The following is a 19,907-nucleotide window of genomic DNA, read 5'->3' on the forward strand; positions in this document are numbered from 1 at the left end:
AATGCGTGTCGACATATCGCTGCTGCCGGCCCTTGCCGCCACCTTCATGCTGGTGTTCGCCCGCGTGGGAGCGATGGTGATGCTGTTGCCGGGATTTGGCGAGAGCAATATCCCCGTGCGCATCAAGCTCGCGATCGCGCTCCTGCTGACGCTGCTCATCCTGCCGTTGCACCGCACTGCCTACCAGATCGACCTGACCTCGATGAGCGGACTCGGCGTGCTGCTGGTTCACGAGATTGCCATCGGCATCGTGCTCGGCGCCACCGCGCGCGTGACGCTGGCGGCGCTTGCAGTGGCGGGCTCGGTGATCGCCCAGCAGCTCGGCCTCGGCTTCGTCACCGCCGTCGATCCGACCCAGGGCCAGCAGGGCGTGCTGATCGGCAATTTCCTCTCCATTCTCGGCATGACGCTGCTGTTCGCCACCGATACCCATCACCTCGTCATCGCGGCGCTGAACGAGAGCTACCGGATATTCTCGCCGGGCGAACTGATGCCGAGCGGCGACGTGGCGGCACTGGCCACGCGCGCCTTTGCTACCGCCTTCAAGATCGGCATACAGCTCTCGGCGCCGTTCCTGGTGTTCGGCCTCGTCTTCAACATCGGGCTTGGCGTGCTGGCGCGGCTGATGCCGGCGATGCAGGTATATTTCGTCGGCGTGCCGCTGTCGATCATGGTGGGCTTTCTGATCTTCGCCCTCGTGCTCACCGGGATGATGGCGACCTATCTCAACTACTTCATCGGCGTGATGCACGAGCTGACGCCGCTGAAATAGAACATGATCCGGAACAGTGGTAGAGCGCCGCGATGGCCGACGATACCGACGACAAGACAGAAGACCCTACGCAAAAGCGTCTCGACGATGCGCTTGCCAAGGGGGACGTCGCCAAGAGCCAGGAAGTCAACACCTGGTTCATCATCGCGGGCGGCACGCTGATATTGTCGACGTTCTCCGGATCGATCGGCGGCGGCATCCTGACGCCGTTGCGCAACCTGGTCGCCAATGCCGGCCAGCTCCATACCGACGGTGCGGCGCTGCTCGCGCTCTGCAACACGCTGGCCTATGCCGTGCTTGGCGCGATCGGCGTGCCGCTGTTGATGCTGGCGCTCGCCGCGATCGCCGGCAACATGATCCAGCACCGCCTGGTGTGGTCGTCGGAATCGCTGAAGCCGAAGTTCAGCAAAGTATCGCCGGGCGCCGGACTGAAGCGCATCTTCGGCAAGCAGGCGGTGGCTAATTTCGCCAAGGGCGTGTTCAAGCTGATCGCGCTCGGCGCCGTCATGATGGCGGTGCTGTGGCCCGAGCGGCATCGCCTGGAATCGTTCCTGATGTTCGACCCTTCGGCGATCCTCGGCGTGACCACCAATCTGACGCTGCATCTGATGGGCGCGGTGGTGGCGATGCTGGCCGCGGTCGCGATCGCCGATTACTTCTTCCAGTACCGGCAATGGTACCAGCGGCAGAGGATGTCGCTGCAGGAAATCAAGGATGAGTTCAAGCAGTCCGAAGGCGACCCTCACATCAAGGGCCGCATCCGCCAGTTGCGGGTGCAGCGGATGAAGAAGCGCATGATGGCCGCCGTTCCCAAGGCCAGCGTGATCATCACCAACCCGACCCACTATTCGGTGGCGCTGTCCTACGACCGCGGCATGTCGGCGCCGGTCTGCGTCGCCAAGGGCGCCGACAACATCGCGCTCAAGATCAGGGAAATCGCCAAGAAGCACGACATTCCGATCGTGGAGAACGTGCCGCTGGCGCGGGCGCTCTATGCCACCGTCCAGATCGACGAGGAGATTCCGGTCGAGCACTATCACGCGGTCGCCGAGATCATCGGCTATGTCATGGGCCTGAAGCGCGGGCTTTCCACCCCGAGAACGTGAGAGGAACCGCTGGAAATCCCCTTGAAATGCCTTCAATTTGTCAAATAGCCGCCTGACGGACTTGCGCTTGCGGGTCCGATTCAGGCACTCAGGAGGGGCGCGCGACTCTGCGCGTCACCTCTATGCCGAAGGGCAGCGCCTCTTCAGATGACCGCCGGGACTGACAGCCATCCGCCCACCGAGCCCTTCGCGGCCCATGAACCGGCGCGGCGGGGCGGCAGCATCGTGCTGGTGCTGCTGGTGGCCGCCGGCATCGTCGCGGTGGCGGTGGCGCTGATGACCATCGGTCGCGCCCAGGCCCAGCCCTATATCCTCGGCGTGCTGGCGCTATTGGCCATGGTCGGCCTGTTCAATCTGTTCGCCTTTGCCGCCGGTATCGTCCGCTTCACCGACCGCGCCGCCGACGATCCCGTGATGGGCCGCATCGCCGATCATGCCCATGACGGTCTGGCCGTGACCGACGCGAAGGGCCATGTGGTCTATTCGAACGTCGCCTATCTGGCGCTGACGGGGGCTGCGAGCCCGCAGGACGTGCGGCCCGTCGAACGCGTCTTTATCGGCAATCCCGACGTCTCCGAAGCCGTGTTCCGCCTGCTCAAGGCCGCCCGCGAAGGCAAGCGGCAGCAGGAGGAGGTTCGCATCGCGGGCTCTGACGGCGCCCAGGGCCGTTGGCTGCGGATGCGGGTTCGTCCGCTCGGCCAGAGCAAGCGCGAAGCGAAATATGCGGTGTGGTCGATCGCCGACATCACGCGGGACCGCGAGCGCCAGGAGGACGTGTTCCGGGAGCTGCAGCACGCGATCGAATATCTCGACCACGCGCCCTGCGGCTTCTTCTCGGTCAATCCGACCGGCGACGTCATCTATGTCAATGCCACGCTGGCGAACTGGCTCGATTACGACCTCGCCGAGATCGGCTCGGGCGGATTGAAGCTATCCGATATCGTCTCCGGCGACGGCGCCTCGCTCCTGACTTCGATCGTGGCGGTGCCGGGCGAAGTCAAAACCGAAGTGTTCGACATCGACCTGCGCATGCGCGGCGGCAAGACCATGCCGGTGCGGCTCTATCACAAGCTCGCCTTCGGCGCCGACGGCTCGCCGGGTTCGTCCCGCACGCTGGTGATCAGCCGCGCGCGCGACGAGCATTCCGATCCGGAACGCGCCGCCGAAGTCCGCTTCATGCGATTCTTCGACCATACGCCGATGGCGATTGCGACGGTGGACCGCGACGGTACGGTGGTGCGTGCCAACGCCCGCTTCGCCAAGCTCGCGCAAAGCCTGGGCGCGGATGGTGCAGCCAACAAGTCGATCTTCCGTGCGGTGAATGCGCGCGACCGCGGCCTCTTGATCGCGGCGATCAACCAGGCGGCCGAAGGGCAGGGCGACATCGCCCCCGTCGAGGCCATGCTCGACGGGGTCAAGGAGCGCTGGGGGCAGTTCTTCGTCACCGCGGTCGAGGAGGACGAGCGCGATACCGAAGCCGCCATCGTCTATCTCCTGGAGACCACCGAGCGGCGCACGCTGGAGAACCAGATCAACCAGTCGCAGAAGATGGACATGGTCGGCCAGCTTGCCGGCGGCATCGCGCACGACTTCAACAACGTGCTGTCCGCCATCATGATGGCCAACGACTTCCTGCTGAACGCGCACAAGCCGACCGATCCGTCGTTCCAGGACATCATGCAGATCAAGCAGAACGCGACTCGCGCGGCGACGCTGGTGCGGCAACTGCTCGCGTTCTCGCGCCGCCAGACGCTGCGGCCGCAGGTGCTCGACCTCGGCGACGCACTTTCCGATCTCACCATGCTGCTGCGGCGCCTGATCGGCGAGAAGGTCAAGCTCGACCTCGTGCATGGCCGCGACCTCTGGCCGGTCAAGGTCGACGTCTCGCAGTTCGAGCAGGTGGTCGTCAATCTCGCGGTCAACGCCCGCGACGCGATGCCCGATGGCGGCAAGCTGACGGTGAGAACCGCCAATGTGACGGTGGATGAAGCAGCCCAGCTCTCCCACAAGGGCATGCCGGCGGCCGACTATGTGCGGATCGACATTTCCGATACCGGCACCGGAATCCCGGCCGACATCGTCGACAAGATCTTCGAGCCGTTCTTCTCGACCAAGGAGGTCGGCAAGGGCACCGGGCTTGGGCTTTCGACGGTATACGGCATCGTCAAGCAGACCGGCGGTTTCGTCTACGTCGACTCCACGCCCGGCGAAGGCACCACGTTCCGCATCTTCCTGCCGCGTCACCGGCCCGAACTGGAAGCGCAGCCGGAGGCGCAGGCGACCAACGGTGCGGGCAAGGAAGCAGCCGCCGAGCCGCCGAAGCCGCGGCCCGATCTGACCGGGCAGGGCACCATCCTGCTGGTGGAAGACGAGGACGGCCTGCGTTCGCTGAATGCGCGCGGCCTTCGTTCGCGCGGCTACAGCGTGATCGAGGCCTCCAACGGCATCGAGGCGATGGAGGCGCTCGACGAAAAGGACGGTGCGGTCGACCTTGTCGTCTCCGACGTCGTGATGCCGGAAATGGACGGCCCGACGCTGTTGCGCGAAATGCGCAAGCGCAATCCGAATCTCAAGATCATCTTCGTCTCCGGCTACGCCGAAGAGGCCTTCGACAAGAGCCTGCCGGAGAACGAGCAGTTCGCCTTCCTGCCGAAACCGTTCGCGCTCAGCGCGCTGGTCGAGAAGGTGAAGGAGACGATGACGGCGTCGTGAGCTCGGCCCGTCATATCCGCCCGTATGAAATGCTTCAGCACGCCGGAGCCATCGCCATTTCGAAGGCGAATTCTCCCGGCTACGCATCCTGCGCGAGCTGACATTGCTAGCCGCTAAACCATTGATTAATGTTGGTTCACGGCTAAATCGTCACATCCCCGCGACCGAGGGCCGCAGCCATGCGTCCCTATGGCGGCTTCACTTTTGGGCGGTCCTGCCCATCTTAGGGGCACTTCTCCAATGTCGGGGAACGAGGAAAAAGACATGAATTTCACGCAGACTGCGCGCGGAATTATACGGACTATCGCGATCGTTATGTCGGTGGCGGTTCCGTTGGCGATCACGATTTCGGCGGCTGACGCCCGCGTCGGCGGTGGCGGCAGCTCCGGTTCGCGGGGATCGCGCACCTATTCGGCGCCTCCGAGCACCACCACCGCGCCGGGCACGGCGCAGCCCATGAACCGTACCTTCACCCAGCCGGGAACCCCTGGCGTGGGCGCGCCGGCGGCCGGCGCGGCCAACAAGGGCGGCTTCTTCAACCGGCCCGGCATGGGCATGCTCGGCGGTCTCGCCGCGGGCTTCCTCGGCGCCGGCCTGCTCGGCATGCTGTTCGGCGGTGGATTGTTCTCCGGCCTCGGCGGTCTGTCGTCGATCATCGGCCTGCTGCTGCAGATCGCCCTGATCGTGATCGTGGTGCGGCTGGCGATGTCGTGGTGGCAGCGCCGCCATACGCCGGCCTCCGCCTATGCCGGCGCGCCTGCTGCCGAAGGCCCTGGTGCCCAGACCAGCTTCCGCTCCGGCCTCGGTGGCTTTGGGCTGGGTTCGAGCCAGCCGCCGCTGGAAATCCAGCCGGCCGACTATGAAGCCTTCGAGCGGCTGCTTGGCGAGATCCAGGCCGCGTGGTCCAACGAGGACACAGCCAGACTGCATACGCTGGCGACGCCCGAGATGGTGTCCTACTTCTCCAAGGATCTGGAGGAGAACAAGGCCCGCAACGACGTCAACAAGGTGACCGACGTCAAGCTGCTGCAGGGCGACCTTGCGGAAGCCTGGCGCGAAGGCGAAACCGATTACGCCAGCGTGGCGATGCGGTTCTCGCTGGTCGACAAGACCCTGGAGCGCACCACCGGCCGTGTGATCGCGGGCAGCGACACGCCGATCGAAGCCACCGAGGTTTGGACCTTCGCCCGTCGGCGCGGCGCCGATTGGGAACTCTCGGCGATCCAGCAGACGAGCTGATCGCCACAACGTGACGAGGAAGGCGCTGCGGTTCGTTCCGCGGCGCCTTTTTCTTTGCCAGAATGCCCGTTTCATTTCGTACCGGAATAACGGTCGCCGGGATGTGTTGATGCCAACGAACCAAAAACAACAGGGAGAAACCAGATGAACAGCTTCGCCAGAATCATCTCGCCGGCATGCTTTGCGCTTGCCGCCATATCGGCTCTCGCCAGCGCGCCCGCGCAGGCGCAATCGGCCGATACCAGTTTCTTCCTGACCAGCAACGGCATCGGCAATGGCGGCAATCTCGGCGGGCTCGCCGGCGCCGACAATCACTGCCAGACATTGGCGCAGGCGGCTGGAGCGGGCGGCAAGACCTGGCGCGCCTACCTCTCGACGCAAGCCGCCGACGGTCAGCCTGCCGTCAATGCGCGCGATCGCATCGGCAAGGGACCGTGGAAGAATGCCAAGGGCGCGGTGGTCGCCAAGGACGTCGCCGAATTGCACGGTGCCAACGGCCTCACCAAGCAGAGCGCGCTCAGCGAGAAGGGCGAAGTCATCAATGGCCGCGGCGATACGCCCAACCGCCACGACGTGCTGACGGGATCGCAGCCCGACGGGTCAGCGTTTGCGGCGGGCGAGGATCGCACCTGCAAGAACTGGACGAGCTCGACGCAGGGAGCCGCGATGGTCGGTCATTCCGATCGCATGGGGCTGCGCGACGACGACGCCTCGAAGTCCTGGAATTCCTCGCATCCCTCGCGCGGTCCGGACGGTGGCTGCTCGCAGGCCGACCTGAAGAGCACCGGCGGTGACGGGCTGTTCTATTGCTTCGCGGCTAACTGAGTTCAGAGGCCGTCGCTAGGCGGCCTTTTTCTTTGCGCGCTTCTTTGTCGTTTTCCGGGGAATCTTGCGGGCGCTCTTCTTCGCCTTCTTCGCGGCCTTGCGCTTGGCGAGATGGGCGGCGACGGCTTTCGACGAGTGCCCGACGGCGGCGACGGCGGCCTTCAGCCTGGCGGGCGTGACCTTGAACTTCTTCGACCAGTAGCTGACTTCGTAGGGCTGGCTTACCGCGATCCGTGCCCGGTCGGTGGCCTTGTGTTTCTGCAGCTTGATATAGGCATCCACCTTGTTGGCGGAGTGTCCCACTTTCTTGACGGTGGCTTTCAGCCTGGCCGGCGTGATCTTGAATTTCTTCGACCAGTAGGCGACCTCGTAAGGCTCGCTCAACGCGATCAGCCCGCGATCGGCCCCGCCGCGCCTCTTCCTGTTGTCCGCCATCCGCATTCTCCTGTCGTATTGAGAAAATCGACGCTTCAAACGGGAAGCAATCTAACACGCCCGCTTGCATCAGGACAGATTCGGACCTGTGGAGATCGGCGCGAGGCAGTCTATGCCGCGTTTGGCGTGACGAACGAACCGCGAGATGATTTGTTATGTCAGTCAAACCGGCAGCGGAGGTCATCGATGCGTTACGAGCTCTATTACTGGCCGAGCATTCAGGGCCGCGGCGAATACGTCCGTCTCGCGCTGGAGGAGGCGGGCGCCCGCTACGCCGACGTCGCGCGCCGTGGCAACGGCATGGCGGCGATGACGCGCATGATGGAAACGCGGAGGGGAACGCCGCCCTTCGCGCCGCCGTTCCTCAAAGACGGAAAGCTCGTGATCGGGCAGACCGCCAACATCCTGCTCTATCTCGGATCGCGGCACGGCCTGGCGCCGAAGGCGGAAGCCGGCAAACTCTGGGTGCATCAGTTGCAGCTCACGATCGCCGATCTGGTGCTGGAAGTGCACGACACCCATCACCCGCTCGGTCCGTCGCTCTACTACGAGGAGCAGAAAGCACCGGCGAAGAAACGCACCGACGAGTTCTGGAAGGCGCGCGTGCCGAAATATCTCGGCTATTTCGAGGACCTGCTGGCGGCCAATGGCGGGACTTACGTCACCGGCCGCCGCCTGACCTACGTTGATCTCTCGCTATTCCAGATCGTGGAAGGTCTGCGCTACGCCTTTCCGAAGCGCATGAAGGCGTTCGAGAAGAAAATTCCCGGCCTCGTCGAACTACGCGACCGCGTTGCGACGCGGCCGAACATCAAGGCCTATCTGGCGAGCGACCGGCGGATTGCGTTCAACGAAGACGGGATTTTCCGGAGGTACAAGGTGCTGGATAGGTGAAGCTCGAACCGCGCTCTCTCAACCGTCGTGCCCGGGCTTGACCCGGGCAAGCCCGGCCATGACGAGCAGTGGTAGTCCCTACATGCTCCGCCCGTCCACCGGCGTCATCTTCAGCTTGGACAGTTCGATGCCGTCGATGCAGCTCACATTGAGCGCCACCACGTCGCTGCCATCGGGCTTCTTGCCGCGCGCGAAGACGTCGACGCCGCAATCGACGCAGAGCTGGTGGTGGATCGCGTGCTTGTTGAAGAGATATTCCTTCAGGTTTTCCTCGCCGGCACGGAGCTGAAAGCTCTTCGGATCGAGGAACGTGAAATGCAGCCCCTTCTTGGTGCAGATCGAGCAGTTACAGTCGGTGACCATCGCGAGGTCGGTGGTGCATTCGAAGCGCACCTGGCCGCAATGGCAGCCGCCGGTGTAGGTCTTGCTATCGGGCATCCTGGTCCACCATTCTTGTCTTTCACCAAAGTCCGGGCACCAGACGATAGCGCACGCGCTCGGCGTAGTCAGCATAATCAGGCAGTCCTTCGAGCAGCGCGCGCTCCTCGATGCGGGCGCGAATGGCGAACAGGACGGCGAATACCGGCGCGAACGCCAAGCCCCACCACGATCCCAGGAGCAGCGGTATTCCAAGGAAGTACAGCATGACGCCGCTGTACATGGGATGACGGACGAAGGCGTAGGGCCCGCTCGAGATCACGCGTTGGTGGCGCGCGGCCTGCACCTTGACGACCGGCGCAGCGAACGAATTCTCGCGGAACACCCACATGATGAAGGCGATCGAGAGTAGATACATCGCAAGCCCGAGCACCTGCAGCAGCAGCGGAACGTCGGAGGCGTTCGCGCGCCGGTCGAGGCCGATCACAACGAGCCAGAGCAACAGCGCCAGCAAGAAGATCAGCATGAATATCTTGTCGGCGGCAGGCTGGTTGGCCTGAAATGTCGGCCGCATGCGCTCGGCGAGCAGCGCCGGATCGGTCTTGGCTAGCCACAATCCGCAGGCGGGACCAAGGATCGCGCTGACGATCAGCATCACCCACGCCGCCGGCCAGTCCAGCGAACCCGCCGCGGCGAACAGTAGCGCGCCCATGGCAATGACGACGATGGTGTTTTGCAGCAGAAGCTTTGCGATCATGCCCGGGGTTCCATTCGCCCGTGACAGCATGATCGCGTGATTTTCCGGCAAACTTGCGGCGTTGGTTTCGCCCTGGCCGGAACGTGAACCGTTACGCCAGTTGGTCGACCCGCGTTCCCTGACCCGGCGGCAGGGGGGCGACCAGCGTCGGCCGCGGCGTGCGGGTGCCGTCGGCGGCAGCGCCGTTCTGAACGTCGGGGGTCTTGTCGGGAGCCTTGAACACGGGGACTTCAGGCGGTTTGACCACCACCGTTGGGGCGACAGCAGAGACACTCATCGGAAGCATCCTTTTGGTTGCCTCCGACACTGGCTAGGTTGAAACGAACGATTGGTGAATCCGAGGCGTTATTCGCGCTTCCCCGCCGTCAATCCCAGCCAATGGTGAACGGGCGGCTCGCGAAATCGTTAGAATGCGACGGATCGGGAGCTGGACCTACTCGTCCTTGCCACGCGTCACCACGATCGAGGCCTCGGTCTTGGTGCGCGTGCATTCCATGTTGAGCCGGCGGAAGCGCATGGAGACCTTGTCGCCGCGGAGTAAGCCCATGCGCTTGATGCAGCGCGAGGACCCGGTCGCAACGTCGGGCTTCGGAATCGTGAAGATGATGGCGCCGGCCGAGGCGATCAGTTCGAAGAATTGCGACTTCGGCTTGCGGTCCGCCTTGGCGTAGAGCTCGTTGGAATAATTGCGGCCGCGGCAGCCGAGCGACAGCTCTTTCGCCGCCGGATGCGTCAGATAGATCATGTTGCCGGTATTGACGCTGATCTTGAGGCCGTCGATCTGGTTCTTCAATTCCTTGGCGATATCGTCGCAGCGGTCCGCCTGCGCCGGCGATGCGCCGACCACAGCCACCAGCGCCAGCGTGGCGGCAAGCAAGGTCGGTCGGCGAAATTGTGGTCCCAAAGCCATGGTGAATGCCCCTTTGCGCCATTGAACCCCGCGCGCGGATTTCCTGCAAGGGTCGCGCGCGGAAGTCAACTTGCTTGTCAGAAACCGTAGAGGAAGATGCCGATCCCGAAGGCGATCACGGCGAACACGCTGTACAGCGTGGGAATACTGACCAGCACGGTAGCAAGCCCGAGCCGCTCGCTGCGTGCGGAAAGTGCGATGGCGCAGGCGGCCATCAGCGGGAATGCGATGATCCGGACCGGCGTCTCGAAGGCGGAGACTCCACGGAAATCGAACCCGTGCCGCACCACCGAGGGCATGAAGTTCAGCCACGTCATGAGCACGAGCGCGCCAAGCGCCATGATCGCGTAACGCAGCCGGCCGACGGTGGCGAACGCCAGCGCTGCCAGCGCCAGCAACGGGTGGCTTGCGATATACGTCTTGATGATCGCGCCGCCGACACCGGGGCCGGGAATTTTCGACATATCGTCGAACAGGATCGGCGCATGCGAAAGCCCGTCGAAGGCTTCGATGGCGGCAATGATGATCAGAAGCAGATAAAGCCCGAGCAGCCGCGGGGGACGGACCGGGGCAGGGGCTGCATCAGGCAATGTGGTGGCGGAGCTCATTACAATCGCAATCGGTGGGGGATCATTGGAAATCTCCGGTTTGTCTGTAGAGCGCCCGGAACGGTTCAACGGCGATTGGGGGCCGCACCCGCTGCTTGTCAGCGAGGGGTAACAGCTAGGGCGATGCGGAATCCGCCGGTCTGGAAGCTCCGCAAAACCTTCCCTTTATCCAAAAAGTGCTTAGAACGGCTCTATCGCCGGCCCGAAGTCCCCCTGGACGTCTCCGGCCTTTCGAACAGACGAGCCAGCCATGAACGCCCCGACCGCTTTCCCCGACCAGAAGCCTGTTCCGCCCTACAAGCACACGCCGCTGTTTCCGCTGGGGGCGGACACCACGCCCTACAAGAAGATCACGACTGAGGGCGTGCGGGTCGAGAAGGTCTTGGGTAAGGACATGCTCGTCGTGTCGCGCGAGGCGCTGCGGGCGCTGTCGGAGGCCGCCTTTGGTGACATCAATCATTACCTGCGGCCGGGCCACCTGAAGCAATTGCGCGCGATCCTGGAAGACAAGGAAGCCAGCGACAACGACAAGTTCGTCGCCTTCGACTTCCTGAAGAACGCCAACATCGCCGCCGGCGGCGTGCTGCCGATGTGCCAGGATACCGGCACCGCGATCATCATGGGCAAGAAGGGCTGCAACGTCATAACCGACGGCGACGACGAGGCCGCGCTGTCGGAAGGCGCGCGCGACGCCTATCTGCGCCGCAATCTGCGCTATTCGCAGGTGGCGCCATTGTCGATGTATGAGGAGAAGAACACCGCCAACAACATGCCGGCGCAGTGCGAGATCTACGCCGAGGGTGATGACGCCTACAAGTTCATGTTCATGGCCAAGGGCGGCGGTTCCGCCAACAAGAGCTTTCTGTTCCAGGCGACGCCGTCGGTGCTGACCAGGGATCGCCTGCTGGCGTTCCTGAAGGAGAAGGTGCTGACGCTTGGCACCGCGGCGTGCCCGCCGTACCACCTTGCCATCGTGATCGGCGGCACTTCCGCCGAGCTCTGCATGAAGACGGTGAAGCTTGCATCCGCGCGCTATCTCGATGCGCTGCCGACCCATGGCTCGGCCGACGGCAACGCGTTCCGCGATCTGGAGATGGAGCAAGAGATTCTGAAGATGACGCAGTCGCTCGGCGTCGGCGCGCAGTTCGGCGGCAAGTATTTCTGCCACGACGTGCGCGTGATCCGGATGCCGCGGCATGGCGCGTCGCTGCCGATCGGGCTCGGCGTGTCCTGCTCGGCGGACCGCCAGGTGCTCGGCAAGATCACCAGGGACGGCGTCTATCTCGAGGAGCTCGAGCACAATCCGGCGCAGTATCTGCCGGCGGTCGAACAGTCGCTCGGCGGCGAGGTCGTGAAGATTGATCTCAACAAGCCGATGAAGGAGATTTTGGCGACGCTGTCGCAATATCCGATCAAGACCCGCGTCTCGATGACCGGCACCATGATCGTGGCGCGCGATTCCGCCCACGCCAAGCTGCGCGAGCGGCTGGAGAAGGGCGAGCCGCTGCCGGATTACTTCAAGAACCATCCGGTGTACTACGCCGGTCCCGCCAAGACGCCCGACGGCTACGCCTCCGGCGCGTTCGGCCCGACCACGGCGGGGCGGATGGATTCCTTCGTCGACCAATTCCAGGCGGCAGGCGGATCGATGGTGATGGTAGCCAAGGGCAACCGCGCGGTCGCGGTGCGCGAGGCCTGCAAGAAGCACGGCGGCTTCTATCTCGGCTCGATCGGCGGCGCGGCAGCAAATCTCGCCGAGCACTGCATCAAGAAGGTCGAGGTCGTCGAATATCCCGAACTCGGCATGGAAGCGATCTGGCGCATCGAGGTGGTGGATTTCCCGGCCTTCATCATCATCGACGACAAGGGCAACGACTTCTTCAAGGAATTGAATCTGGGGTAACCTGTTCGCGTTCGGCGTGAAATGTGAGCGAGGACGCGATGATCGAGTGGTTCGACGACCTGAAGATCGGGATGCGCTTCAAGAGTGAGGCGGCGACGGTGTCGAAGGAGGACATCATCCGCTTCGCCAAAGAGTACGATCCGCAGCCGTTTCATCTCGATGAGGAGGCGGCCAAGAAGTCCATTCTCGGGGGGCTCGCCGCTTCCGGATGGCAGACGGCGGCGATCGCCATGCGGCTCGCCGCGAGCGCGCGCCCGTTCGGGCCGCATCCGCTGTTCGGCGCCGGCGTCGACGATCTGCGCTGGCTGAAGCCGGTGCGGCCCGGCGACACTATTTTTCTCGAAGGGGAGGTGGTGGAATTGGCGGCGTCGCGCACGAAGCCGCAAGGCATCGCCCGGGTCAAGTGGACCGCCTACAACCAGCATGGCGAAGCGGTCTATACCTTCAATCCGATTGCAATCGTGCCCAGCCGGCCGAAGTGAGCAAGAGGTCGGGCTGCAGGGCGCTTGGCCTCGACGGGTTCAGCAAAGGCTGGGTCGCCGTTCTCCTCGACGGTGACGTGCAGGAAATCTCTTTTCATCGCGACATCACGGACGCGCTGTCGCGTTCTTGCGACAGAGCGGGGATCGATATCCCGATCGGGATGAGCGATCACGGCGAACGCTACTGCGACCTGCTGGCTCGCGCAAAATTGCGGCCGCACGCGTCGCGCATCTTTGCCGGCGCTCGCCGCTGGCTGTGGTCGGAGTTCAGCGATCCCAATGATGCCAACCGGGAGGCGCAGCGGCGCGGGCAGAAGCGGGTGTCCCGCCAGCTCTGGCATCTGGGTGCGAAGATCATGGAGGTCGACGCGTTCGTGCGCGCGGATCCATCTCGCGATATTCGCGAGGTGCATCCCGAACTGGTGTTTCTGCGATTGAACGACAACGAGCCCTTGCCGTCGAAGAAATCCGCCGGGGGAGTTGCGCTGCGCCGCGCGCTGCTCAAGCAATCAGGCTTTCGGCAGATCGATCGCTGGCTGACCGATGAACGTAGCGGTGCAAAGCCTGACGATGTGCTGGATGCCTGCGCGGTTGCGATTGCGGCCCGCGAGCCTGCGGGCAGCGTCCCCGAGGGGGCGCCGCCCGTTGATGCGCACGGCTTGCCGATGCGGATCTGGTTTTAGGGAGAACCTACGCCCGCGCCCCCGTGAACGGGAAGCTGCCCATCGGGCCGATGCCCATTTCGCCGGACATGCTGTCGCCGGAAACCTTGCCGGTGAAGGCAAGCGTCAGCGGCATCGGGTTGGTGATGGAGATCTTCCAGGCGACGTCGTCGCCGTTCACGGTGCCGTCAAAAATTTCGCCGGAATTGCCGTCGGCGCCCTGCGTGCCGGTCAGCGTACCATCCGCGCTCGTCAACGACAGCGTCGCCTTGCGCTCACCCATCGGCGTGCTCATGGTGATGTTCCAGTTTCCGTCCACGGCCATCTTTGTCTCCCCGACATTTCTCCGGCAAACCGGAATGGCTTGCGAGATCCGCTCAACTCGATCGGCGGTATAGCCTATCTCGCCATACAAGCCCAACCGCCTCAAGCGTCCTTTTTGACGCGTATTTCTTTAGGCGCGTTGGGCGGCTGCGCGAATCCGGCCGCCGACCAAAACACGAAACGCGATGTATTGAATGGCAAAGGCGGCAATCTTGGCGCCGACCAGCACGACCGTCACATAGAACGTCCACAGCTTCATGTCGCCGGTCATGGCGACGCCGATGGTGCCGGCGGCGAGCACGAAGCACAGTGCGGCCCAGCCATAACCAGCGAAGGTGACATATTCGGGAATGGTCTGCGTCACGATCGGCGGCATATAGCGCAGCATCCAGCCGCGCTTGAGCATGATGATGCCGATCGCGAAGTGCCCGATCGCGGGCTTCGCCAGCACGAAGCGCGGATCATGCGTCAGCAGCGTGGCGCTGCCGAGCACGATGACGAGCGCCAGGCTCGCCCACGTCATGTAGCCGAGCTCCTTGCCCTTGACGCGCGAGTAGATCACCTGCGCGATGGCGCCGGCGATGGCGACGCCGGTCGCCAGCAGAACGTTGTCGGTGGTGAGATAGATCGCGATGAACAGGATGGTGGAGAAAAAATCGGCGCCCAGTCTGGCGAATACGTCCTTCATCGTCTTGCTTTCTGCTGATGGTGTTTCGGTTGGATGGACATCTTAGTTGGTGCCGGGCAGGGCGTTCGCCGGAGGCGTACCATACCTCGCCTTGCGATATTGTGGATACCATGCCGTAAAATACGCGGCGCTATTGCGGGCAGCGAAGGCAATCACCAGTCCTGACCAGAGCGGCAAACCAGGCACATAGATCGTCAGCACGTTGCCGATGATCATCAGCACGAAAGCGCCGGTCCAGGCCCAGGTGATGATGTAAGTCGCCTTCAAAAAGCCGGGCAGCTTGGCCGTAGCGGCGTCGACTTCCTCGAGCGCATATTGCAGCACGAACGGCTTGCGGATGACGATCGATGTCAGCGAGATCGCGAGCACGCCGATATCGGCTGCGAGCTTTACGGCCGAACTGCTCAGGTTCGGGTCAATCAGCGTGACATAGGCGCCGATGCCGGAGAAGACGACGACGCTGCCGGCACCAAGCGCCTTGACCGAGCGCCCACGCGCGATGTCGATGCCGATGACGGTGAGGCAGATCGCGGCCGCTGCGAACAGGCTGATTTGGGCTGATGTCACCAGCATCAGCAGGGCGAACGAACCGAAGGGGGCGAGGATCAGGAAGATGGTCATGACAGCCTCTCAGGCCAATCTTTACAGCGTAAAGATACACTAGGGGCGAGGCCGGGAGTCGTCAAGAAAAATCTTTACAGTGTCAAAATGAAGCTTGGAAAGCGAAGAAAAGATTTATTTGCAATGCCTTGTGCCTAGATCGGGATTCCGGGCTCGCGACTTCGTCGCGGCCCGGAATGACAGGAGCGGAGTCCTAAGCCGCACCAACCCAATTGCCATGAAAGCCATCCGGCACGCGATGGCCGAGATGCACCAGCGCGACGGGGCCTGCTTCGATGTCCTGCGCGTTGAGCACCGCAAGATCGCTGCGGTTCTCCCGCGCGCGCCAGATGGCGGCGAGCAGCCAGCCGTCTCCCTCGGCGGCGTCAGCACTGCGTTCGACAAACACCGGCTCGGAAATCGTGTCGCCGGCCGGCAAGAGATAGTGTCCGAGACGCTTGCCCTCGCCGTTGACATGGACGATGCCGGACAGCGCGCCGAACATCGGCAAATCGGGGTTGGCGCAGGCGTACCAGCCATGGCTATTCGCCTGTCCGGCGCGGCGGTCGTCGATGCGCGGGAATTCGCCGGTGAGATCGTCGAGATAGGTTTGCGTGAAGCGGTCGGTATTGCCTGCGAGGTCGAAAGTCCAGCGGCAGTACCGCGCGCGTGATTTCTGCGGATCGGTCTCCGTGCCGTCGGGATGGGAGAATAGCGGCGCCTCCTCGAACTGCATCACGTCGGCAATGATGCGGTTGCCTTCCTCCCACGCATTCATGACGTGGAAGACGTAGCAGCTCTCGGCGCGGAACCAGACGAGATCCGCAGGCGTGCCGTTGCGTTTCATGACGCCGACATAAGCGCCTTTCTCCGGCTCCCAGGCGTAAGGCGGCCTGCCGCGTATCGCCCGCTCCATGCTGCCGGTGATGGGCAGGATCGGAAACAGCACATGATTTTCTGTGACGATGAAGTCGTGCACCATGCTGGCATAGGGGGATTCGAAACGATCGAACCGTGTCACCACCCCCGCGGCGCTGACCGATCCGAAGGAGAGGGCGGGGGAAAGGGGACCTGTGGCGTTATAGCCGAAGAACACCATCTCGCCGGTGACGGGATCGACCTTGGGATGCGCGGTGAAGGGGCCCTTGATGGCGCCCTTGTAATCGCAATAGCCCAGACGTTTGAGCGTGCCGGGCTCGATCTCGGTCGGCAGATGGCCTTCCTCCAGCGCCAGCAGCTTTCCGCCGTGGAAGATGATGTTGGTGTTGGCGACGCCGCCATCGTCGGTGATCGCGGCCGGCGCACCCGGCAGCTTGTGGCCGAAGCCACCGAACAGCGCGCGGCCGGCGTCGTGCTCGGCGAGCCATTTCGGGGTGCGGACCCAGCGGTTGCGATAGCTGGCGCGGCCGTTCTCCAGATGGAAGGCGTGGAGCATGCCGTCGCCGACGAACCAGTGCGCGCCTGATACCTCGAATTGCGGGTTGGGACCGTTGCGATAGAGCGTGCCGTTGAGTTCGCGCGGCAATTCGCCGGTCACCGTGAGATGCGGCGCGTCGCATTCCATCGGGATCGGCGCCAGATTGTTCAGGGCTGCCTCGGTCTTCACCTGGTCGAGCATCGCACGTTTCCTCTGGTTTAAATCTTTACATCGTAAAGATTTTAGTAGGGATGTTGAGGCGCACCGTCAAGCAAAATCTTTACAGTGTAAAAATTGCGGTTATAACGAGTCGCATGGCAAGAACATCGCGAGAAACCCGAACGATTCGTCCCGCCGCAAGGCGCAGACTGGCGAAACCCGTAGCAGAAAGGCCGGCCAGTCGGCGCAGCCGTCCGGCAGGCGAGACGCCCTATCATCATGGCGATCTGCATGACGCCTTGCTCGCCGCCGCCGAGCGGGTGCTGGAACGCGACGGATTGCCGGGCCTGACTTTGCGGGCCGTGGCGCGCGAGGCCGGCGTATCGCATGCCGCGCCGACCCATCATTTCGGCGACCTCACCGGGCTACTGAGCGAACTCGCCGCCATTGGCTTCCGCCGCTTCAATGCCGCCATGACGGCCGCAGGCGAGAGTGAAACGCACCCCCTGATGAAGGCGATGGCGCGCGCCAAGGCCTACGTCGCCTATGCGCAGGCGCGTCCCGGCATGTACGGGCTGATGTTCCGCACCGAGCGGCTCGACATGACGCGGCCCTCGCTGCACGAGGCGGCGACCGCCTCGTTCCAGGGACTGGCGACCGCGGCGAGCCTCAGCCGCAACGAAAAACTCACCGGCGAGGCGCTGGAGTCGCTGTCGCTCGACCAGGCGGCGGCGATTGCGCGGGCGTGGTCGCTGGTGCACGGCTTCACCATGCTGCTGCTCGATGGACGGCTGAAGGATATTTTGCACCGGCTGCCGGAAGGCACCGGCGTCGACCAACTGCTACATGCGATGCTGCTCTCGACCGTCGCGCGGCCGCCGGCGCCGTAGGACGGCGGTTTGGGGGCGAGTTCGCTCACGCCGGAATGGACCCTGCGCGGCGACGGCTGCGGCTGGCGTGCCGCTCAGCAACCCCTGCAAATCTTGGTTTGCCGCGCGAGCCTTGCGTCGGCTTCCGCGTCTTCGTTGGGCTGCCGCGTCCAATCGTCATACCGCGCTTTGGCGTCCGATTGGGGCGGGGCGCCATTCAGCGGGCCGAGAATGATCTCGCGGTTGCGGGCTGTTCTTCGCTTTTGCGGCCGATTTTCCTCGCTCGGCGCGTCATTTGCTGTCGGTGGTTCACCCAACCCGTCCCAGGCGATCGGCGCGCCGGCCGTCTGCGTCGAGCAGCCGGTGCCGGAGGCGCAGCAGCCGGTGAGGGCCGTGCCGGCGATGAGGAGAGCCAGAAGTTTGGTTTGCATTACTGCCCCGCGTGACGCCGCCGTGAATATCATGACCTGATAAGGTTTAAGCACTCAAGCTTCAACCTTTGACGTTAATACGGCGAAAACGCGCCGGGTCGCCGGCTTCATCAGCGCTTCGCCAGGCTCGCGGCCGTGCCCTTTTCGCCGACCACTTTCACTTCGTCCTTCCCGCACTTGAAATCACGCGCAAATTCGTCCGCGGCCTGGCGCGCAAGCTCGTTGGCATTGCGGTTGGCCTGGCCGTCGATATAGGCGACATGGCAGACCGCACCCGGCGGTAGCCGCGTCACGGCGAGCATCGGTTTCGAGGTCGGGCTTCCGGACTTGTCCGGGTCGTTGTTGTCGGCGATCAGCCAGCGCTGAATGATCGCGAACGGCCTGCCGTCCATTGCGCGCCATTCGATGGTGTGCGCGGTGGAATTGAAGGGGGCAAACCAAGTCTCCGCGGCCGGCTCCTTGGCGGCGGCTGCTTGGTTGGGCCCGACAGAGACGGTCTGGCGCAGGTCCTCCTCGCTGATCAGCACCACCAGCCCGGATTTGCCGGGGCATACCTGAGTCGAGCTGCCGTTGGGGTCTCGGGGCTTGTCGATGGTGCGGCAGTCCTTCGGCGCTGATGACGTGTAGCTGCTGCTGAATGTTTGGGCGTCGGCCGGTGAAATCGGGCCAAACGCAGCCGCCAATAGGGTCGTGGCGGCCGGCATTATGAGTTGCCGATGGGAGACGCGTTTCGTCTGCATTTCTCGCATGGAACCTCCAGGATCAGACGTGTGCAATCTGGGGAAGGTTCATGGCAAAGGTGCGAAACACCTGACATTGCCGCGGAATCGTCCTAGAAGGGCGGCTTCGCAATTCTCCTTCAGAAGCGTGCAGTTCATTCAATCGTCATGGCCTCCATACCCTCGAATAAACCCTATCGCGTCGGCCGTTCGCGCACCGGACTTGGCCTCTTTGCCACCAAGCCGATCAAGAAGGGCACCAAGATCATCCGCTATTTTGGACCGCTTCTGGATTCGAAGAAGAAGAAAGACGACGCGATCGAGAACAAGTACCTGTTCGAGCTGAATGACCGCTGGACCATCGACGGCTCGGTGCGCAAGAACATCGCCCGCTATATCAACCACGCCTGCAAGCCGAACGCGGAATCCGACGTTCGCCCACGCAAGCGCAAGGTGTTCATCCGCGCCATCAAGAACATCGAGCCGGGCGAGGAGATCAACTACGATTACGGTACCGACTACTTCAAAGCCTATCTGAAGCCGATCGGCTGCAAATGCACGGCCTGCGAGAAGAAGCGCAAGAAGCAGCGCGCGGAAGCGCGGGCTGAAAAGGCCCGCCTGAAGGCCAAGGCCGAGCGCAAGGCGCTGAAAAAGGCGGAGAAGCTCGCCAAGGGACAGCAGAAGGCGGAAGCCAAGCTGAAGGAAAAATTGAAGGAAAAGGCGGGGCGGAAGTCGAAAAAGAAGCTCAAGCTGAACGGCCATTCCCTCGATGGCAAGGCCCGCAATGGCAAGGCCCGCAATGGCAAGGCCCTCAACGGCAAGGCCCGCGCCAACAAGTCCCGCGCCGATGTGTCCCTTAATGGCAAGCACCTGACCCGCAACGGCCGCGTCGGGGTTGCCGGCAAAAAATCGAACGCCAGGAAGCCGCCGATTTCTGTGCCTGCGCCGGTCCTCGCGCCTGCAGCTCAGCCCGCTGCAATATCCCTTGAGGCTCAGCCCACCGCTATCTGAAGTCTC

General features: G+C 63.4%; 23 protein-coding genes. 11 read left to right on the forward strand and 12 right to left on the reverse strand.

The annotated features are described in order from the left end of the window. Position 1 precedes the first annotated feature (1 nt). The 5 genes from fliR to V1288_RS21925 all read left to right on the forward strand — a co-directional run bounded on the left by fliR (position 2) and on the right by V1288_RS21925 (position 6,654). Positions 2–772 (forward strand): flagellar biosynthetic protein FliR, encoded by a 771-nt coding sequence (gene fliR / locus V1288_RS21905; RefSeq protein WP_334359023.1) that lies wholly within the window; start codon positions 2–4, stop codon positions 770–772. Positions 773–804: 32 nt separating this feature from the next. Further along, positions 805–1,878 carry a flagellar biosynthesis protein FlhB gene (gene flhB, locus V1288_RS21910; protein WP_334359024.1) on the forward strand — a complete coding sequence of 358 codons (1,074 nt, stop codon included), beginning with the start codon at positions 805–807 and terminating at the stop codon, positions 1,876–1,878. Positions 1,879–2,025: 147 nt separating this feature from the next. Continuing rightward, the gene (gene cckA, locus V1288_RS21915; protein WP_334359025.1) at positions 2,026–4,590 is read left to right on the forward strand and encodes a cell cycle histidine kinase CckA; all 2,565 of its coding nucleotides are present in this window, start codon (positions 2,026–2,028) and stop codon (positions 4,588–4,590) included. 264 nt (positions 4,591–4,854) lie between these two features. Further along, entirely contained in the window at positions 4,855–5,829 is a 975-nt protein-coding gene (locus V1288_RS21920) for a Tim44 domain-containing protein (protein WP_334359026.1), read from the forward strand. 144 nt (positions 5,830–5,973) lie between these two features. Beyond that, on the forward strand, positions 5,974–6,654 hold the full coding sequence (locus tag V1288_RS21925) for a lectin (RefSeq protein WP_334359027.1): 681 nt from the start codon (positions 5,974–5,976) through the stop codon (positions 6,652–6,654). Between the two features lie 15 nt (positions 6,655–6,669). Here V1288_RS21925 and V1288_RS21930 read toward each other — a convergent pair whose 3' ends face one another. Beyond that, positions 6,670–7,089, reverse strand: coding sequence for a DUF3606 domain-containing protein (locus V1288_RS21930; protein ID WP_334359028.1), 420 nt, complete (start codon positions 7,087–7,089; stop codon positions 6,670–6,672). A gap of 186 nt (positions 7,090–7,275) precedes the next feature. Here V1288_RS21930 and V1288_RS21935 point away from each other — a divergent pair, with 186 nt between their 5' ends. Beyond that, a complete protein-coding gene (locus V1288_RS21935) occupies positions 7,276–7,983 on the forward strand; it encodes a glutathione S-transferase (protein WP_334359029.1) in 708 nt (235 codons plus the stop codon). Between the two features lie 78 nt (positions 7,984–8,061). Here V1288_RS21935 and V1288_RS21940 read toward each other — a convergent pair whose 3' ends face one another. From V1288_RS21940 to V1288_RS21960, 5 genes are all read right to left on the reverse strand, one after another. Then, positions 8,062–8,421: a GFA family protein gene (locus V1288_RS21940; RefSeq protein ID WP_334359030.1), complete on the reverse strand. Its 360-nt coding sequence runs from the start codon at positions 8,419–8,421 to the stop codon at positions 8,062–8,064. 22 nt (positions 8,422–8,443) lie between these two features. Next, positions 8,444–9,118, reverse strand: coding sequence for a methyltransferase family protein (locus V1288_RS21945; RefSeq protein WP_334359031.1), 675 nt, complete (start codon positions 9,116–9,118; stop codon positions 8,444–8,446). 91 nt (positions 9,119–9,209) lie between these two features. After that, positions 9,210–9,395, reverse strand: coding sequence for a hypothetical protein (locus tag V1288_RS21950; RefSeq protein ID WP_334359032.1), 186 nt, complete (start codon positions 9,393–9,395; stop codon positions 9,210–9,212). 156 nt (positions 9,396–9,551) lie between these two features. Then, positions 9,552–10,028 (reverse strand): hypothetical protein, encoded by a 477-nt coding sequence (locus tag V1288_RS21955; protein ID WP_334359033.1) that lies wholly within the window; start codon positions 10,026–10,028, stop codon positions 9,552–9,554. A 77-nt stretch (positions 10,029–10,105) separates the two neighbouring features. Beyond that, positions 10,106–10,636: a hypothetical protein gene (locus V1288_RS21960; protein ID WP_334359034.1), complete on the reverse strand. Its 531-nt coding sequence runs from the start codon at positions 10,634–10,636 to the stop codon at positions 10,106–10,108. A gap of 250 nt (positions 10,637–10,886) precedes the next feature. On the opposite strand from V1288_RS21960, the gene V1288_RS21965 reads away from it, so the two are divergent. Genes V1288_RS21965 through V1288_RS21975 form a run of 3 tightly spaced genes read left to right on the forward strand, consistent with a single transcriptional unit; the run spans position 10,887 to position 13,704 of the window. Beyond that, complete coding sequence (locus tag V1288_RS21965; protein WP_334359035.1) at positions 10,887–12,539, forward strand: fumarate hydratase; 1,653 nt, start codon at positions 10,887–10,889, stop codon at positions 12,537–12,539. 38 nt (positions 12,540–12,577) lie between these two features. After that, entirely contained in the window at positions 12,578–13,021 is a 444-nt protein-coding gene (locus V1288_RS21970) for a MaoC family dehydratase (protein WP_057900711.1), read from the forward strand. Beyond that, positions 13,018–13,704 (forward strand): DUF429 domain-containing protein, encoded by a 687-nt coding sequence (locus V1288_RS21975; protein ID WP_334359036.1) that lies wholly within the window; start codon positions 13,018–13,020, stop codon positions 13,702–13,704. Before V1288_RS21970 ends, V1288_RS21975 begins: the two co-directional genes overlap by 4 nt. A gap of 7 nt (positions 13,705–13,711) precedes the next feature. Here V1288_RS21975 and V1288_RS21980 read toward each other — a convergent pair whose 3' ends face one another. The 4 genes from V1288_RS21980 to V1288_RS21995 all read right to left on the reverse strand — a co-directional run bounded on the left by V1288_RS21980 (position 13,712) and on the right by V1288_RS21995 (position 16,913). Beyond that, a complete protein-coding gene (locus V1288_RS21980; RefSeq protein ID WP_334359037.1) occupies positions 13,712–14,008 on the reverse strand; it encodes a hypothetical protein in 297 nt (98 codons plus the stop codon). 129 nt (positions 14,009–14,137) lie between these two features. After that, a complete protein-coding gene (locus V1288_RS21985) occupies positions 14,138–14,695 on the reverse strand; it encodes an inner membrane-spanning protein YciB (RefSeq protein ID WP_334359038.1) in 558 nt (185 codons plus the stop codon). A gap of 42 nt (positions 14,696–14,737) precedes the next feature. Further along, positions 14,738–15,316, reverse strand: coding sequence for a hypothetical protein (locus V1288_RS21990; RefSeq protein ID WP_334359039.1), 579 nt, complete (start codon positions 15,314–15,316; stop codon positions 14,738–14,740). 193 nt (positions 15,317–15,509) lie between these two features. Next, entirely contained in the window at positions 15,510–16,913 is a 1,404-nt protein-coding gene (locus V1288_RS21995) for a carotenoid oxygenase family protein (RefSeq protein WP_334359040.1), read from the reverse strand. A gap of 113 nt (positions 16,914–17,026) precedes the next feature. Here V1288_RS21995 and V1288_RS22000 point away from each other — a divergent pair, with 113 nt between their 5' ends. Then, on the forward strand, positions 17,027–17,761 hold the full coding sequence (locus V1288_RS22000) for a TetR/AcrR family transcriptional regulator (protein ID WP_334359041.1): 735 nt from the start codon (positions 17,027–17,029) through the stop codon (positions 17,759–17,761). A 74-nt stretch (positions 17,762–17,835) separates the two neighbouring features. Here the strand turns inward: V1288_RS22000 and V1288_RS22005 are convergent, their stop codons facing one another. Both V1288_RS22005 and V1288_RS22010 read right to left on the reverse strand, forming a co-directional pair. Then, positions 17,836–18,171 (reverse strand): hypothetical protein, encoded by a 336-nt coding sequence (locus V1288_RS22005; RefSeq protein ID WP_334359042.1) that lies wholly within the window; start codon positions 18,169–18,171, stop codon positions 17,836–17,838. 110 nt (positions 18,172–18,281) lie between these two features. Further along, positions 18,282–18,875 carry a hypothetical protein gene (locus tag V1288_RS22010; RefSeq protein WP_334359043.1) on the reverse strand — a complete coding sequence of 198 codons (594 nt, stop codon included), beginning with the start codon at positions 18,873–18,875 and terminating at the stop codon, positions 18,282–18,284. A gap of 183 nt (positions 18,876–19,058) precedes the next feature. Here V1288_RS22010 and V1288_RS22015 point away from each other — a divergent pair, with 183 nt between their 5' ends. Beyond that, positions 19,059–19,901: an SET domain-containing protein gene (locus V1288_RS22015; protein ID WP_334359044.1), complete on the forward strand. Its 843-nt coding sequence runs from the start codon at positions 19,059–19,061 to the stop codon at positions 19,899–19,901. Positions 19,902–19,907 lie beyond the last annotated feature (6 nt).

This window comes from Bradyrhizobium sp. AZCC 2176 (genome assembly GCF_036924645.1).
In the GTDB taxonomy this organism is placed as follows: Bacteria; Pseudomonadota; Alphaproteobacteria; order Rhizobiales; family Xanthobacteraceae; genus Bradyrhizobium.